Source organism: Streptomyces marincola (assembly GCF_020410765.1).
GTDB lineage: Bacteria > Actinomycetota > Actinomycetes > Streptomycetales > Streptomycetaceae > Streptomyces > Streptomyces marincola.
In genome coordinates this window covers 1,427,952-1,442,870 of record NZ_CP084541.1, presented here as the reverse complement: position 1 = coordinate 1,442,870, position 14,919 = coordinate 1,427,952, and the positions used below count along the sequence as shown (strand labels likewise).

Here is a 14,919-nt window from a genome sequence, read left to right as displayed (position 1 = left end):
GCGAGCCCTCGCGCCGACCGCGCATACATTGAGTGCATACGTGTTTGACAGGGGTGAGAATCCGTTTGGTAGGCTCGCGTTGGTCACCATCGCGGCGCCTTCCGGTAACAGCATTCAGCTCGCACGCGGACGGGGGGAATTCATGCGTTTCAGGATGCTGGGCCCGCTGGAGGTGACAATAAGTCACCGGCCGGTGGACCTCGGCGGCTTCAAACAGCGAGCGGCCCTCGGGTATCTATTGTTACACCTGAACCAGGTCGTTCCGACCAGCAGACTGCTGGGCGCCATGTGGAGCGGGCGCGACACTCCGACCACGGCGCGCAAAATACTCCAGAACGCGATCTGGTCGCTCCGGCGGACGCTCTCGCCGCCCGAAGGCACCGATGCGGCGGTGCCGCTGCTCACCCAGGCCCCCGGGTACGTGATCAAGGCGGACCCCGCGCACGTCGATTTATACACTTTTCACGACCAGGTGAAAAAGGGGCAGGACCATTTGTCGGCCGGTGCGCCGGCCGCCGCGGCCGGGCTCCTGCGGGACGCCCTCGCGCTGTGGCGCGGGCCCGTCCTGGCCGACCTCGCGGAGGCCGGCGTCAACTGGCCGGAACTCACCACCCTCCAGAACGCGCGGCTCGACGCCATGGAGGACTACTTCGAGGCCGAACTCCAGTGCGGACGCCACGCCGCGATACTCGGCGACCTTGAGGCGATGGTCGAGGCTCACCCGTTGCGCGAGCGAACATGCGGCAAGCTCATGCGCGCGCTGTACCGCTGCGGCCGCCAGGCCGAGGCCCTGCGCGTCTACGACCGCGCCAGGTCGGCGCTCGTCGAGGACCTGGGACTCGAACCGAGCCACGAGCTGCGCGACTTGCAGCGGGCCATCCTCACCCACGCGCCCGGCCTGCTGGCCGATCCGCCCGCCGTGCGCGGGCCCGCCGCCCGTTCGGCCGCGCCGGTCGCCGCGGCCGGCCCGGCCGCGCCCGCGCGGGCGGAGGAGCCGCAGGCGCGGCCGGCCCGCGCGGCCAGGCGCCGCCGCGTCAGCGTGCTGCTGGTGTGCAGCCAGCTCGGCCCGGCGTTCGACGACGCCGCCGCCGAGGTCGTCGACGAGGTCATCGAGGACACGACCGCGCTCGTGCGGGAGCAGCTGGAACGCCTCGGCGGCACGGTGGCCGCCCAGATGGGCGCCGTCATCCTCGGACTCTTCGGCGGCCACGGCGAGGGGGAGGACCCGCACGAGAGCGCGGAGCGGGCCGTGCGCTGCGCCATGGCCCTGCGCGACTGCCTCACCGGCGGGCCGGCGCCGCTGGCCCGCGATCTCGCGGTCCGCAGCGCGGTCGTCACGGGCGAGGCCGTGGTGCGCCCGCCCGCGGAAGAGGGCGGGACCTACTCGGTGAACGGCGCGCTGGTGGACGACTGCCAGTTCCTGCTGCCCCAGGTGCCCGTGGGCGGCATTCTCACGTGCGACCGCACCCGCGAGGCGACCCGGCACACCATCGCGTACCGGGAGATCCGGGGCACCCCCGTCCGCTGGCTGGTGGACGGCGTCCCGGCCGGCGACGGCGGCGCGCCGCCGGTGCCCGAGGCGGCGTTGCGGCGCGAACTCGGGCTGCTGCACGGCCTGTTCCTGCGCACGGTCCACCGGTCGCTGCCGCACCTGGTGACCGTGCTCAGCGGCGTCGACGCGGACCGGACGCGGCTGCTGACGCAGTTCCGGCGGACGGTCGCGGAGGGCGACGAGCCGGGCGGGGCACCGGGCGGCGACGCCGTGCGCTGCCTGCCGTTCGTCCGCGTCGAGCCGGGGGACGACGAACACGCGCTGAGACGCGCGGTCCTGCGCGCGTACTGCGAGCCGTCCGGCGCGGAGCCGGCCGGGGCCGCGCGGCGCCGGTTCGAGGAGTCGCTGGAACGGCTGGTCGGCTCGGCCGCCGAGCGCGACTGGCTGCGGGCGGCCCTGCGTTCCCTGCTGAACGAGGCGAACGAGGCGAACGGGGCGAACGAGATGAATGGGGCGCCGTCGCCCGACCGTGCGCAGGAGGTGGGCACGGCCTGGCGGCGCTTCCTCGAACTGGCCGCCGCCCACCGCCCGCTCGTCGTCGCCGTGGACGGTCTCCACCAGGCCGGGGGATCGCTGCTCGCCGCGGTCGAGAACCTGGCCGAGTCCTTCGCCGAGCTGCCGCTGTTCGTGATCGTGGGCGCCCGCCCCGACCTGCTGGTCCGGCGGCCGGACTGGGCGGGCGGCAAGCAGCACGCCACCACGATCACCCTGTCGGCCCCCTCGGGTCCGCCAGGCGCCGCGATGACCCGGCTGCTCGGCTCCCTCGACCGGGCCACGCCCCCGCGCTGAGCGGACCCGCGCGTCGTCCGGACGGCGCCCGAGCGGGCGCTGGTGCACGCGCGATCCGGCGTGCGTGCCCGGCGCGCGTGGCGGACGGGCGCGCGTGGCGGACGGGGGCGCGGAGAGATGCGCGGCGGCACGGAGGAGAGTCACACAGGACACCTCAGAGGGGAACTTCAGAAAAACGGAGTGCGCCCCGGGCGGTCGGGCACGGAGACTGCGCCCATGGTCACCTACCGCCAAGAGCACACCGCCGCATGGACCGCGTACTTCACCGACCGGGGTCACCCCGGCGCCCGGCCGCTCGCGGCCGGCGTCGAGGGCGCCGTCTACTGGCTGGACGAGGGGCTGGTGGCCAAGGTGTGGAGCGGGAGGCCGCCGGCCGGCCTGGACCTGACCCGCCAGGTCTACGCGGACATCGCGCGCCACCCGCTGCCCTTCGGGACGCCGGAGATCTTTGGGGTCGAGGAGCACGAGGGCGTTCTCGTGACCTATGAACGCGAGCTGACCGGGGCGCCGTTCCGCGACGAGGCGGGCGGCGCAGCCGCGGAGCGCCGCATCCCGTCCCGCGAGACCGACGCCCTGCTGACGGTGCTGCGCTCCCTCGCCACCGTCCCGGGCACCGAGGCGATGCGGCGCCTGAGCGTGCAGGGCGACGACCGCCCGCTGTGGCGGGGCCACACGCGCTTCCCCGCCGCCCTCGCCGCCCTCGTCGAACGGGCCACCGACCGCCACGGCGCGCTGCTCGCCGCCCACGTCCCGGGCCTGACCGGCCGGGTGTCGCGGACCGTCGAGGCGCTGCACGCGCTCGGGGACACGCCCGTCACGGTCGTCCACGGGGACCTCGTACCGCCCAACATCCATGTGGACGGCGAGGGGCGCCCCGCCGCCGTGCTCGACTTCGGATTCTTCACCACCGCGGGCGACCCCGCGTTCGAGGCGGCGGTCACCGCGGCCGTGTGGGACATGTACGGGCCGCACGCCGCCGAGCACACCGCCGTGCTCACCGGCCTGTTCGCGGCCGAACTCGGCCACGACCCCGAGGTCCTGGCGCTCTACCAGGCGGCCTACGCCATGACCACGTACGACCTGTTCGCCACGGACGGAAGCGACGGGCACTTCCGCTGGTGTGCCGCGCTCCTCAACCGCGGCGCGGCCGGGCCGGGAGCCTGAACGCCGCTCCCGCCGCCCTCAGTCATCGGACGGCACGCGCAGCGCGAGGAGGGCGACGTCGTCCGTGCCGCCGGGCGGCAGGCGGGTCAGCAGCAGGTCGCAGAACGCGTCGAGCGGTTCGCCGGCGAGGGCGCCCGCGTGGCGGCGCAGGCGGCCGAGGCCGGTGTCCAGGTCCGTGCCCGGGGTCTCGACCATGCCGTCGGTGTAGAGGAGGAGGGTGGCGCCCGGCGGCAGCGGCGCGGACGCGCTCGGCCGGCTGCCGAGGCCGGTGCCGAGCCCGCTGCCGAGGATCAGGCCCTGCCCGTCCTCCAGGTAGCGCGCGTTGCCGTCGGGCGTCGTCAGCAGGGGCGGTGGGTGGCCGGCGCTGGTCCAGCACAGCTGCCAGGGGCCGTCGCCCCGGCCCTCGACGCGGGCGAGCACGAGCGTGGCCATGGAGACGGTCGTGATGGCGGGCATGGCCTCGTCCAGGCGGTCCACGATGGCCCCCGGCGGCTCGGTGCGGTCCCACGCCAAAGAGCGCACCATGCCGTGCAGTTGGGCCATGCCCGCCGCCGCGGTCAGGTCGTGTCCGACCACGTCGCCGATGACCAGCGCCGTGACCCCGTCGCGCAGGACGAACGCGTCGTACCAGTCGCCGCCGACCTGGGAGCCGGCCGGCGCGGGCTCGTAGCGCGCGGCCAGGCGCAGCCGGCCGGGGCGGGGCAGCGGGGCGAGCAGGTTGCGCTGCATGGCCTCCGAGACGTCGCGCTGGCGACCGAACCGGCGGGTGTTGTCGAGGGTCACGCCGGCCTGGCGGCCGATGTCGGCCGCGACCTTCACGTCCTCGGTGCTGTACGGGCGCGCGGGGTCGGTGCGCGCGAGGGTGAGGGCGCCGGTGAGCTGCCCGCCCGAGCCCAGGGGCACCACGACGACGGAGGTGGCGCCCACGGCCTTGAGGAAGCCGGCCTGCACGGCGGCCAGCGGCGAGTCGGGCGGCGCCGCGATCTCCTCGGGGCCCTGCACGATGGCCTCACCGCCGTGCAGGGCGCGGGCCAGCGCCGAACGGGACCGCGAGGTCACGGGGGGCAGCGGCCCGTGCCACTCCTCCTGACCCGCTTCCCTGCCCTCGGGCCCGGTGACCGCGACCCGGTGCACCTCGCCCCCGGTGCGGAAGTCGACGGCGGTCCAGTCGGCCAGCCGGGGGATCAGCAGGCGGCCGAGCCGGGACAGGCTCTCCTCGGTGTCGAGCGTCTGGGTGAGCACCGCGGTCACCTCGGCCACCAGGGTGAGCCGGTCGGTGAGGTCTTCGAGCGCGCTGGTCCGCGCGGTCCTGGCCCGGTCCGCGCTGCGGCTGGCCGTGATGTCGGTGAACAGCACGGCGGTGCCGAGGAACGCGCCCGCACGGGTCACCGGCGTGGTCGACCAGGCGACGGGAACGAGGCGCCCCGCGCTGTCGAAGAAGCCGTCCTCCGCGCCGCGGGCCGCCGCCCGCCGGGCGAGCGCGCGGCGCAGCGCGCACGGCCCGTCCGCGTCGGCGTCCTCATCGGCGTGCCGGTGCAGCAGGGAGTGCAGGTCCTGCCCGGCCATCGTGCTCGCGGCGCGGCCGAGCAGCCGTTCGACGGCCGCGTTCACCGCCGCGATCCGCCCGTCGGCGTCCACCACGGCCAGGGGAGTGCCCAGTTGAACGAAGAGCGCGTGCCAGAACTCCGCGTCCGCCGCGAGCGGCTGGTTGCTTTCCTCGGCCACGTGGTCCTCCGTTCGGCCTCCGCGCCGGCCGGAGGTCGGGTTCCCGTTCCCCGATCGTGCCACGCCTGCTCCGGCGGTCGCGCCCGACGGCGCGCGCGTCCCGCTGCGGCGGCCGGGCCTTCGTCCGGACGGGGTGGCGCGCGGGTTCGTGACGCGCCCGCGCCCACGGCGGGCGGCGAGCGGCAGCCGAGCGGACCGGGGCGAAACGTGCGCCCGGTGCGCGCCGGCCCCCAGCTGCTCGCCGGGCGCCCCGCGCGCACGACTCCACTTCTCGGATAGGGCATTTACAAACCGCATGAACGGTTTAATCTTGTAGCGTCCGAGACCGGCACTGGGTTGTAGGGGAGATGACCGGCGGTGCAGGAGAGATCCGAACGTACGCGCAATAGGTTATTGGCGGCAGCGGCCGAGGTGATCGACAAGTACGGCTATGCCGATGCCACGATGAGTGATATCAGTCGTTATGCCCAGGTTACGAAGGGTGCGCTGTACTTCCATTTCGCTTCGAAAACGGAACTCGCCCAGCAGGTCCAGCAGCGCAGTTGCGACCTGCTGAACGTGACGATTGAAGAGTTGCGCGGCGCCAATGCGTCAGCGCTTCAGACCCTCATCGATCTCACGCATTCGCTCGCCTGCTGGATGTCGGCCGAGCCGACCGTCAGGGCGAGTCTGCGCATCGGCCGTGAACGCGCCGGGCGGGAGCAGCAGGTCATCGACTACCACCTCGCCTGCGTGTCGGCCGCCTGGCGGCTGCTCCGCCAGGCGCGGGCCGAGCGGGTCCTGCACGAAGGCGTCGCGCAGGAGGACGCCGAGACGCTGGTGGCCGCGCTGATCGCGGGCACCGAGGCGACGGCGTGGCGGGGGGTGCCCTATCGGGAGGTGGCCGCCCAGGCCACGTCCATGTGGACGCTGCTGCTGTCCGTGCTGGTCAGGGCGGAGGCGCAGGAGCAACTGCGGACCGCTCCGCCCGCGTGCGCCGGGGAGGGCGGGCCGCCGCCCGACGTGTGCTGCGCCCCCGGGCGCGCGCCGGGCGACGGAAGCGCGGCCGGGCGGGGGCCGGCCGGCTGACGCGTGGCCGCGCGCGGCGCCACCCGCGGGGCCGGGCGGCGCCGCGCGTGACCGCGCGCTCCGGCGCACCGCGCGGCCGACCCGTTCCCCGTGGCCTCGACGTTTCCCCGTGGCGTATGCCGGGGGCACGGCGCACGGGTTGACTTACCCCGCCATCACGTACCAAGAATGGCCATGGCGGGTACGGGCGAGAGCTGGTGGATTTCCCTTTTCCGCCGTGTCGTCCTTCGGGCGTTCCTTCGGGTGTGGTGTTGTTTTGCGCCTGTTTTCCCGCGGCTGGGGAAAAGATGGCCGACGTGGCCTTCTTGAAAAGGAAGGGGTCACCGACCGCGCGGTACGCTTCGCGGCATGGAGAGAGACGGGAGCTTTCTTGCCGGCAAGGTGGTTTTCATTACCGGGGCGAGCAGTGGAATAGGCGCCGCCGCGGCCAGGGTCTTCGCCCGTCAGGGGGCGAAGGTGATGCTCGCCGCGCGCCGGGAGGAGCGACTCGCCGCGCTGACCGCCGAGTTGCGCGCCCAGGGCGCGGAAGCGGCCTACACGGTGTGCGACGTGCTGCTTCCGGGGGACGTCGCGCGCGCGGTGGCGCGGGTCACCGAGCGGTACGGGCGGCTGGACGCGTGCTTCAACAACGCGGGAGTGGGCGGGGACCGTACGCCGCTGCACCTGATGGGCGACGACGTTTACGACACCATCATGGACACCAACGTGCGCGGCGTGTGGAACTGCCTGCGGTACGAGATCGGCGCGATGCTGGAGCACGGCGGCGGCGCGATCGTGAACAACAGCAGCGTGGCCGGGCTCGTGGCCATCCCGACGGCCGCGCCCTACATCGCGTCGAAACACGCGGTGATCGGCCTGACCCGGGCGGCGGCGGACGAGTACGCGCGGCAGGGGATACGGGTCAACGCCATCGCGCCCGGCACCACGCGCAGCGAGATCATCGACGACTGGTTCGCGCGCCATCCGGAACTGAGGCGGCTCGCACACGCGTCGACGCCGCAGGGCAGGACCGCGGAGCCCGAGGAGGTCGCCGAGGCCGCCGCGTGGCTGTGCAGCGACCGGGCGTCGTTCGTCACGGGGGCGGTGGTCCCGGTGGACGGCGGGTTCGTCAACCACTGAGCCGCGGGCCCGCCCACGGCCGCCCCGAGCCGGCCCCGCCCGGCCCGGCGAGCGAGACCGCGCCGAAACCGGCCGGCACTACACTGCGGCGGGTGCCGGCAGGCGGGGCGATCGGCGGACGGGGGCGGACACGGTGGCGCGGCAGGCCCGGGCGATCAGGACACGCAGAACGATTTTGGAGGCGGCGGCCGCCGTCTTCGACGAGTGCGGTTACGAGGCGTCCACGATCGCCCAGATCCTCGACCGGGCCGATGTCACGCGCGGCGCGCTGTACTTCCACTTCGGCTCCAAGGAGGACCTGGCGCGCAGCGTGCTCGCCGAGGCCGTCACCACCGAGGGGCTGGGCGAGCAGGAGTTCACGATGCAGGAGTTCGTGGACGCCGGGCTGCTGCTGGCCCACCGCCTGCCGCGCGAGCCGCTGCTGAGCGCGGCGCTGCGGCTGTCCATCGACCAGCGGGCCCGCGCGGCGTTCGGCACCCGCTGGCCGGACTGGATCGACCTGGGGGCGCGCCTGCTCACCAGGGCCAAGGAGCGCGGGGAGGTCTTCCCGCACGTCTCCTCGGTGGAGACCGCCCGGCTGTTCGTCGGCTCCTGGACCGGCATCGGGGTCGTCTCCGCGTCGGTCGCCCCCTCGCCCGCGCTCGTCACCGAGGTCGCGCACCTGCTGCGCATGATGATCCCCAGCATCGCGGTGCCGGGCGTGGCCGTCCGGCTCGACCTGTCGCCGCAGCGCCCGGCCAGGCTCCTCGCGGCGCGGGCCGCGCGCCCGGACTGAGCCTGGCACCGCCCGCCCGTCAGCCGCGGTCGCCGCGGCCGTGGGCGACGGGCTCGCGCCCATCGGGCCGCCGGGCGGGCGGTGCCACCGGGCCGCCCGGCGGCGGCGCGCCCGGCGGCGGCGCCGTCCGGCCGGCCGCGTGCCGCGGCGCGTCCCGAGGCAGTTTGGCCAGTTCGGCGTTGAACTGCACCCCGGCCAGGAGGGAGAGGTTGGACACCCACAGCCAGACGAGGAACACGATGATGCCCGCGAGCGAGCCGTACAGCCGGCTGTAGGTCGGCACGCTTGAGGCGTACAGGGCGAAACCCACCGAGGCCACCAGCCACAGCAGCACGGCGAGCGCGCCGCCCGGCGCCGCGCGCCGCACCGAGCCCGCACCGCCGGGACCTGAGCGGAACAGCATGAGCACCAGGCTCGTCACGAGGACGAGCAGCAGCGGCCACTTGAGCACGTTCCAGGCCGTCGTGCCCGCCTCGCCTATGCCGAGCAGCCAGGCCAGGGAGCGGACCGCGCCGCCGGTCAGGACCAGTACCGTCGCGCTGCACACCAGCAGCCCGAGCAGCAGCAGCGCCGCCAGCATGGTGCGGGGCACGGTACGCAGCGGCGGCCTGCGGTCCACGACGTCGTGCATGCCGTGCGACACCCGGCGGAACACGCTCAGGTAGTTGTACGCCGACAGCCAGGCGCTGGCAGAACCGACCGCGATGACGAGCCAGGCGGCCGGCCGCTGGCCGACGGGCTCTTCGAGCGCCGCCCTGACGTCCTCGCCCGAACCCGCGGGCAGCAGCGAGGTCACCTCGCCGATCAGGTCCTTCGCCGCCACCGGATCGGCCAGCCCGGTCACCGACATCGCGACCAGCAGCGTGGGGAACACCGCGAGCACCGAGTAGTACGTCAGGGCGGCGGCCCAGTGGTCGATGTCGTCGCGCCACAGCGACACGGGCGTGCGGCGCAGCGCGACGACCCACCGGGCGCGCGGCCTTCGGTCACGCATCAACTCACCTCGTCGTCAAGCCGAGTACCGCGACCGCCCAGACCGCGACGGACACGGCGATGACCCCGAGAGCGGGGGAGGGACGCTGCGTCCAGTGCGCCCGGCCGCCGTGGCGCGCGCGTGGGTCCCGGTACCTCACTGAACGCGCGGCTCGTGAGCGGTTGCCTCCTCGTCGGGGAGACGGACATCGACGACGGAGATGTTGACCTCGATGACTTCGAGCCCGGTCATGCGCTCGACGGCCCCGATGACATTCTCCCTGATGTCGCGGGCGACTTCGTCGATGGGGACCCCGTATTCCAGCATCACGTCCAGGTCGACGGCCGTCTGCCGCCGGCCGACCTCGACCGACACGCCGCGGCTCGCGCCGGCGTGCCCGCCGCCCGGCACCCGGTCGCGGACCGCGCCGAGCGTACGGGACAGCGTGCCGCCGAGCGCGAACACGCCGGGCACCTCGCGCGCCGCGAGTCCGGCGATCTTCTCCACCACGCCGGCGGCGATGGAGGTCCGGCCGCGCGTCGCGGCCGGCTCCCGCGTGCCCGCGCTGCCCTCGCTGACCGTGGTGCCGGCGTCCGGCCTCCGGCCGGCGGTGCGCTCCGGCGCCGCCGGTTCCCCGGCGGACGTGGCGGATGTGGCGGACGTGGCGGGGACGGTGGGAGCGGGAGCGGTCCTCGTTGCCATGGCGTACCTTCCGGTTGCGGTCCGATGTCGCTCTGACACCCTGTTGGACACCGGCCGCCGTGGATCGTCACGCGCGATTCCGTATTTTCTCGCGTCTTTCCGCGGGGTGTCCCGGGCCTTCCGGGTGCCCGGGATCTGTGGTGTTCTATCGGGCTCGAACGGGATCTTCCCGCGGCCGGAAGGAGTTCAGCGGGTGGCCGAGGTGGCTGGAGCCGCGGTGGGCGGCGCCGGCGGTGTGGACGACGCCCTGCTCGCGGCACGGGCCGGGGAGGGGGACGAGGATGCCTTCGAGGCGCTGGTCAGGCGGCACGGGCCCGAACTGCTGCGGCTGGCCAGTCACCTGCTCGGCGGCGGAACGGACGCGGAGGACGCGGTCCAAGAGGCGTTCGTCAGCGCCTGGCGCCGACTGCCCGAGTTCCGCGGCGACGCGACGTTCAGGACCTGGATGTACCGGATCGTCACCAATCGCTGCCTGAACCAGCTGCGGGCCCGGCGGCCCACCGCGCCGCTCGATGCCGTGGCGGAGCCGGCCGCGCCGGAGCACCTGGTCTCGCCCGCGCGGACGGCCGAGTCGACGGCGGCGGTCCGCGCGCTGCACGCGGCCCTGGGCGGCCTGTCACCGGAACAGCGGGCCTGCTGGGTGCTGCGCGAGTTCCACGGGTTGTCGTACGAGGACATCGCGCACACGGTGGGCATCAGCCACCAAGCCGTGCGCGGCCGGATCTTCCGGGCCAGGCGCTACCTGACGGAGGCGATGGAAGCATGGCGCTGAACGAGCCGCTCGATCCGGACGAACTGCCCTGCGGCCGGTCCCTGATGGAGGTCTGGGAGGACTGGGACGAGGGCCGGGCGGAACAGGACCCGCACTACGCGCGGTGCCCGCACTGCACGGCCGCCCTGGCGGAGATGCGCGCCCTCGGCGCGTTCGTCGAGCAGAGCAGAGCCGCCCCGCCCGGCCCGCGGGGGGCGCCCGACGCCCGTGCGGTCACCGCGCGCGTCATGGACATCGTGCGGCTCGAACTGCGGCCGGGACGCACCCTGCCGCTCGGCGAGCCCGACGAGGACGCGTGGATCGTGGAGGCCGCAGCGGCCAAGACGTTCCGCGCCGCCGCTGAGTCGCTGCCCGGCGTGCGCGCGGGCAGCTGCCGCGTCACGCCGGGGGACCCGCGGGCCGCCGGGCGCGGCGCCCCTGTCCTGGTGCGCCTCGAAGTGGCGGCAGGACCCGACTGGACCGTGCCGCGCCTGGCCGAAGCGGTGCGCGAACGCGTCGCGCGCGCCGCCCGCGAGGCCATCGGCCTGGCCGTGTCGGCCATCGACATCGTGGTCGTCGACATCCTGGAGCCCGAGGACGGCGTGTGGCCCGCCATGGCGCGGGAACCGGAGGAATCCGGGGGACCCGCCGAACCCGGGGGCCCCGGAGAACCCGGGGAAGCGCGGGGCGCGGCGGGCGCGGACGAGGGAGGCAGCCGGTGAGCGGTCGTTCTGCGGATCTCGACGCGCGGGTGCGCGCTGCCGCCGCCTCGGCGGCCGTCGCCGTGCCAGGAGTGGCGTTCCTGCGGCCCGGGTTCGGCGACCTGCTGCGCGGCCGGGCCGGGCGCGGCCCGCGCGGGGCGGGCGCGATCCGGGTCAGGCGCGATGCGGCGCCGGGCGCTTGGGACATCAGGATCGAGCTGGCCACGCGCCGGGGGCACCGCGCGCTCGACGTGACCAGGTCCGTGCGGGCGGCGGTGCTGCGCGCCGTCGCCGAGGAGACGGGCGCGGCGGGCGGACCCGCGGGCCCGCCCGGCGTCCGGGTGACGGTGACCGTCACCGGCATCGCCTGACCCGCGGGACCGGTCCGCGCGTGCCGGCCCCGCGGGCCCGCCCGGCGCGCGGGAGGCGCGCGAGCTCGGGAACGCGCCCGGCGCGCCCGGCGCGGGCGGCTCGCGCGGCGGCGGGAAGACGCTGGACCGGCGGAATCGCCGGGCTTATCGACCGGAAATATCGCCATGTGATCGTTTGTGGCGGTACGTTCCGCAGACGGAACCAAACCGGAGTTCCTCCTTCCGTCGGCAGATGGGCAAGTCATGCGATGGTCTTCCGGGCCCGTGGCGGTTGTCGGCCTCGGCTACGTCGGCCTTCCCACCGCGCTCGCGCTGCTGTCCGCGGGGCGATCGGTCATCGGCCTCGACACCGACCCCGCCCGGCTCGCGGCCGTGCGGGCGGGAACGGCCGACCTCCTGCCCGAGGACCGGGCCAGACTGCGCGCGCACGCGGACTCCCCCGCGTTCACCCTCACCGCGGATCCGGCCGCACTCGCGGGCGTCGGCTCGGTCGTCATCTGCGTGCCGACCCCCGTGGACGGCCACCGGGTGCCCGCCCCCGGCGCGTTGCGCGCCGCCTGCGCCGCCGCCGTCCGGCACGCGTCCCCCGGGCAGATTCTCGTGCTCGCGTCGACCAGCTGGGTCGGAACCACCCGTGAACTGCTGATCGAACCGCTCGCCGCCCGGGGGCTCGCCGTCGCCCAGGACGTCTTCGTCGCCTGCGCCCCCGAACGCATCGACCCGGGCAACGCCGACCACCCGCAGCACGCCACGCCCCGCGTCGTCGGCGGCGCGACCCCCGAGTGCGGTCGCCGCGCCGCCGCGCTCCTCGAACCCGTCGCCGACCGCGTCCACGTCGTCGGCTCCCCGGAGGCGGCCGAGCTGACCAAGCTCCTGGAGAACACCTTCAGGGCCGTCAACATCGCGCTGGTCAACGAGTTCGCCGCCATCGCGGGACACCTGGACCTCGACATCACGGAGGTCGTCGACGCGGCGGCGACGAAACCGTACGGCTTCCTGCCGTTCCGGCCCGGTCCGGTAGCGGGCGGCCACTGCATCCCCTGCGACCCCCACTACCTGCTGTGGCAGCTGCGCGCCGCCCGCGTGCCCGCCCCGCTCGTCGACACGGCCATGGCCGCGCTCGCCGCCCGCCCGCACCAGGTGGCGCGCCGCGCGCGCGACGTGCTGGCCGCGCACGGCGTCCCCGTGCCCGGCGCGCGCGTGCTCATCGCCGGGGTCGCCTACAAGCCGGGCGTCGCCGACCACCGCGAATCGCCCGCGCTGCACCTCATCGAGGACCTGGCCGCGGCCGGCGCCGACATCGCCTACACCGACCCGCTGATCCCCGCCCTGCGGGTGAACGGCCGGACGCTGCGCCACCGCGAGGACCCGGCCGCGGAGCACTGGGACCTCGTCGTCGTCCACACCGCCCACCCGGGGCACGACCTCACCTGGCTCGAAGGGCGCGGGCCCGTTCTCGACGCCACCTACCGGCTCGACAGCGTCAAGGAGCGGTACCTGGTATGACTCCGGCCCCCCGCGCCCACCGCCTCGACCGCGCCCCCGGGGCCCTGCCGGCCGACGACGGCGTGCGGCACGCGCTGCGCCGCCTGCTCACCCTCCTCGCCCTGCTTCCGCTGCTCGTCCTGCTCGCCGCGCAGGCGCCCCGCCTGCCCGGCGGACCGCTCGTCCTCGGCTACGGGTTCCTCGTGCTCGCCGTGACCACCGCGATGCTGTTCATCGCCTACGGCCACTACGACGACCCCGCGACGCGGACCCTGCGCCGCCGCCCGCGCCGGGCCGCCGAGCGGTTCCCGCCGCTGCCGCCCCGCCCCCGCGTCACCTTCCTGCTCGCCGTCCGGGACGAGCGCGACCACATCGAGGCGTGCGTGCGGTCCATGGCGGCGGGCGACTGCCCCCGGCTCGACATCGTCGTCGTCGACGACGCCTCCACCGACGGAACGCCCGAGGTGCTGCGCGCCCTTTCCGCCGAACTCCCCATCCGCGTCCTGTACCTGGACCGCAACGTCGGCAAGAAGCGCGCCCTGGTGCGGGCCGCCGCCTGCGCGGAGGGCGACGTGCTCGCGTTCACCGACTCCGACTGCCTGCTCGCGCCCGACGCGCTGGGCCGCTGCGTCGACGCCCTCGTCCGGCACCCCGAACTCGGCGCCGTCAGCGGCCACGCCCGCGCGCTGAACGCCGACGCGTCCCTGCTCGCCCGCGTCCAGGACGTCTGGTACGAGGGGCAGTTCCGCGTCGCCAAGGGCGCCGAGTCGGTCTTCGGCTCCGTGACCTGCGTGTCGGGCCCGCTCGCGGTGTTCCGCCGCGACGCCGTGTGGAACTACCTGCCCGCCTGGGCCGAGGACCGCTTCCTCGGCCGCGACTTCCGCTTCGCCACCGACCGGCAGCTCACCGCCTACGTCCTCGGCCAGTTCCGCGTCGGCCGGCGCCTGAAGGAGCGGCACGCCGACTCGCCGTTCGTCCGCGGCACCGACCACCCGGAACGGCGCTGGCGGACCGGCTACGTGCGCTCCGCCGAGGTGCGCACCACCGTCCCGGCCCGCGTGCGGCCGTTCCTGCGCCAGCAGATCCGCTGGAAGAAGAGCTTCATCCGCAACGTCTTCTTCACCGGCACCTTCATGTGGCGCCGCGGCCCCGGCGCCGCCGCCCTCTACTACGGGCACGTGCTGTGGGTGCTCGCCGCGCCCGCCATGGCCGTCCGGCACCTGGTGTGGGCCCCGGCCGCCGGGCTGTGGGCGCTCACCGTCCTGTACCTGGCGGGCGTCGCGCTCAAGGGAGTCGTGTGGGGCCTGGCCTTCCGCCTGGACCACCCGGGAACGCGCTGGCGCTACCGCCCGCTGATGAGCCTGCTGTCGGCGACCGTCCTGGCCTGGCTGCTGCCGTGGTCCCTGCTCACCATCCGCCGTGCCACCTGGTCGAGGAGTGCCGCGTGAACGTCCCGGCCGCCCTGCGTTCCGCCGCCGCGGCACTCGCCGTCGCCGCGCTCTACGCCTTCGTCCTGTGCCGCGGCCGGCTGCCGCAGTGGCCCCTGCCGTGAGCACCACGCGCCTGCTGCGCGCCGGCCTCGGCCTGGCCGCCGCCGCCGTGCTGGCCGCGCCGTTCGCGGCGGCCTGGCACCTGCACGAACCCGGCGACCCCGTCGCCGCCCAGGACGACGCGCCCGAGCCCGCGGCCGACCCGGCCCGCACCGCCGCCTGGCGCGCCGCCGGCGCCGGGCTGCCGGAACGGG

At 75.0% G+C, this 14,919-nt stretch carries 13 protein-coding genes; 10 read left to right on the top strand and 3 right to left on the bottom strand.

From position 1 onward, the window contains the following. Window positions 1–142 precede the first annotated feature (142 nt). On the top strand, window positions 143–2,341 hold the full coding sequence (locus LC193_RS06215; RefSeq protein WP_226072345.1) for a BTAD domain-containing putative transcriptional regulator: 2,199 nt from the start codon (window positions 143–145) through the stop codon (window positions 2,339–2,341). Window positions 2,342–2,557: 216 nt separating this feature from the next. Next, window positions 2,558–3,505 carry a phosphotransferase family protein gene (locus LC193_RS06210; RefSeq protein WP_226072344.1) on the top strand — a complete coding sequence of 316 codons (948 nt, stop codon included), beginning with the start codon at window positions 2,558–2,560 and terminating at the stop codon, window positions 3,503–3,505. An 18-nt stretch (window positions 3,506–3,523) separates the two neighbouring features. On the opposite strand, the gene LC193_RS06205 is transcribed toward LC193_RS06210, so the two are convergent. Next, window positions 3,524–5,230 carry a SpoIIE family protein phosphatase gene (locus LC193_RS06205; RefSeq protein WP_226072343.1) on the bottom strand — a complete coding sequence of 569 codons (1,707 nt, stop codon included), beginning with the start codon at window positions 5,228–5,230 and terminating at the stop codon, window positions 3,524–3,526. 357 nt (window positions 5,231–5,587) lie between these two features. Here LC193_RS06205 and LC193_RS06200 point away from each other — a divergent pair, with 357 nt between their 5' ends. The 3 genes from LC193_RS06200 to LC193_RS06190 all read left to right on the top strand — a co-directional run bounded on the left by LC193_RS06200 (window position 5,588) and on the right by LC193_RS06190 (window position 8,192). Then, window positions 5,588–6,298 carry a ScbR family autoregulator-binding transcription factor gene (locus LC193_RS06200; RefSeq protein ID WP_226072341.1) on the top strand — a complete coding sequence of 237 codons (711 nt, stop codon included), beginning with the start codon at window positions 5,588–5,590 and terminating at the stop codon, window positions 6,296–6,298. Window positions 6,299–6,646: 348 nt separating this feature from the next. Continuing rightward, window positions 6,647–7,417 carry a glucose 1-dehydrogenase gene (locus tag LC193_RS06195; protein WP_226072339.1) on the top strand — a complete coding sequence of 257 codons (771 nt, stop codon included), beginning with the start codon at window positions 6,647–6,649 and terminating at the stop codon, window positions 7,415–7,417. Window positions 7,418–7,550: 133 nt separating this feature from the next. Further along, window positions 7,551–8,192, top strand: coding sequence for a ScbR family autoregulator-binding transcription factor (locus tag LC193_RS06190; RefSeq protein WP_226072337.1), 642 nt, complete (start codon window positions 7,551–7,553; stop codon window positions 8,190–8,192). Window positions 8,193–8,211: 19 nt separating this feature from the next. Here LC193_RS06190 and LC193_RS06185 read toward each other — a convergent pair whose 3' ends face one another. Together LC193_RS06185 and LC193_RS06180 are read right to left on the bottom strand one after the other, a co-directional pair. Continuing rightward, window positions 8,212–9,186: a YihY/virulence factor BrkB family protein gene (locus tag LC193_RS06185; RefSeq protein WP_226072335.1), complete on the bottom strand. Its 975-nt coding sequence runs from the start codon at window positions 9,184–9,186 to the stop codon at window positions 8,212–8,214. 135 nt (window positions 9,187–9,321) lie between these two features. Beyond that, on the bottom strand, window positions 9,322–9,867 hold the full coding sequence (locus LC193_RS06180; protein WP_226072333.1) for an Asp23/Gls24 family envelope stress response protein: 546 nt from the start codon (window positions 9,865–9,867) through the stop codon (window positions 9,322–9,324). Window positions 9,868–10,060: 193 nt separating this feature from the next. Between LC193_RS06180 and LC193_RS06175 the strand changes: the two genes are divergently transcribed. The 5 genes from LC193_RS06175 (at window position 10,061) to LC193_RS06155 (ending at window position 14,623) form a co-directional block, all read left to right on the top strand. Further along, window positions 10,061–10,639, top strand: coding sequence for an RNA polymerase sigma factor (locus LC193_RS06175; protein ID WP_226072330.1), 579 nt, complete (start codon window positions 10,061–10,063; stop codon window positions 10,637–10,639). Beyond that, window positions 10,630–11,340, top strand: coding sequence for an Asp23/Gls24 family envelope stress response protein (locus LC193_RS06170; RefSeq protein ID WP_226072328.1), 711 nt, complete (start codon window positions 10,630–10,632; stop codon window positions 11,338–11,340). Before LC193_RS06175 ends, LC193_RS06170 begins: the two co-directional genes overlap by 10 nt. Beyond that, window positions 11,337–11,690: an Asp23/Gls24 family envelope stress response protein gene (locus LC193_RS06165; protein WP_226072325.1), complete on the top strand. Its 354-nt coding sequence runs from the start codon at window positions 11,337–11,339 to the stop codon at window positions 11,688–11,690. The genes LC193_RS06170 and LC193_RS06165 overlap by 4 nt, the downstream gene beginning before the upstream one ends. Window positions 11,691–11,933: 243 nt before the next feature. Then, window positions 11,934–13,196 (top strand): nucleotide sugar dehydrogenase, encoded by a 1,263-nt coding sequence (locus LC193_RS06160; protein WP_226072322.1) that lies wholly within the window; start codon window positions 11,934–11,936, stop codon window positions 13,194–13,196. Then, window positions 13,193–14,623 carry a glycosyltransferase family 2 protein gene (locus LC193_RS06155; protein WP_226072320.1) on the top strand — a complete coding sequence of 477 codons (1,431 nt, stop codon included), beginning with the start codon at window positions 13,193–13,195 and terminating at the stop codon, window positions 14,621–14,623. Before LC193_RS06160 ends, LC193_RS06155 begins: the two co-directional genes overlap by 4 nt. Window positions 14,624–14,919: the final 296 nt, after the last annotated feature.

Coding starts and splice junctions, on each gene's coding strand:
- LC193_RS06215 (WP_226072345.1), top strand. CDS start 143: ATGCGTTTCAGGATGCTGGGCCCGCTGGAGGTGACAATAAGTCACCGG.
- LC193_RS06210 (WP_226072344.1), top strand. CDS start 2,558: ATGGTCACCTACCGCCAAGAGCACACCGCCGCATGGACCGCGTACTTC.
- LC193_RS06195 (WP_226072339.1), top strand. CDS start 6,647: ATGGAGAGAGACGGGAGCTTTCTTGCCGGCAAGGTGGTTTTCATTACC.
- LC193_RS06185 (WP_226072335.1), bottom strand. CDS start 9,186: ATGCGTGACCGAAGGCCGCGCGCCCGGTGGGTCGTCGCGCTGCGCCGC.
- LC193_RS06180 (WP_226072333.1), bottom strand. CDS start 9,867: ATGGCAACGAGGACCGCTCCCGCTCCCACCGTCCCCGCCACGTCCGCC.
- LC193_RS06170 (WP_226072328.1), top strand. CDS start 10,630: ATGGCGCTGAACGAGCCGCTCGATCCGGACGAACTGCCCTGCGGCCGG.
- LC193_RS06160 (WP_226072322.1), top strand. CDS start 11,934: ATGCGATGGTCTTCCGGGCCCGTGGCGGTTGTCGGCCTCGGCTACGTC.
- LC193_RS06155 (WP_226072320.1), top strand. CDS start 13,193: ATGACTCCGGCCCCCCGCGCCCACCGCCTCGACCGCGCCCCCGGGGCC.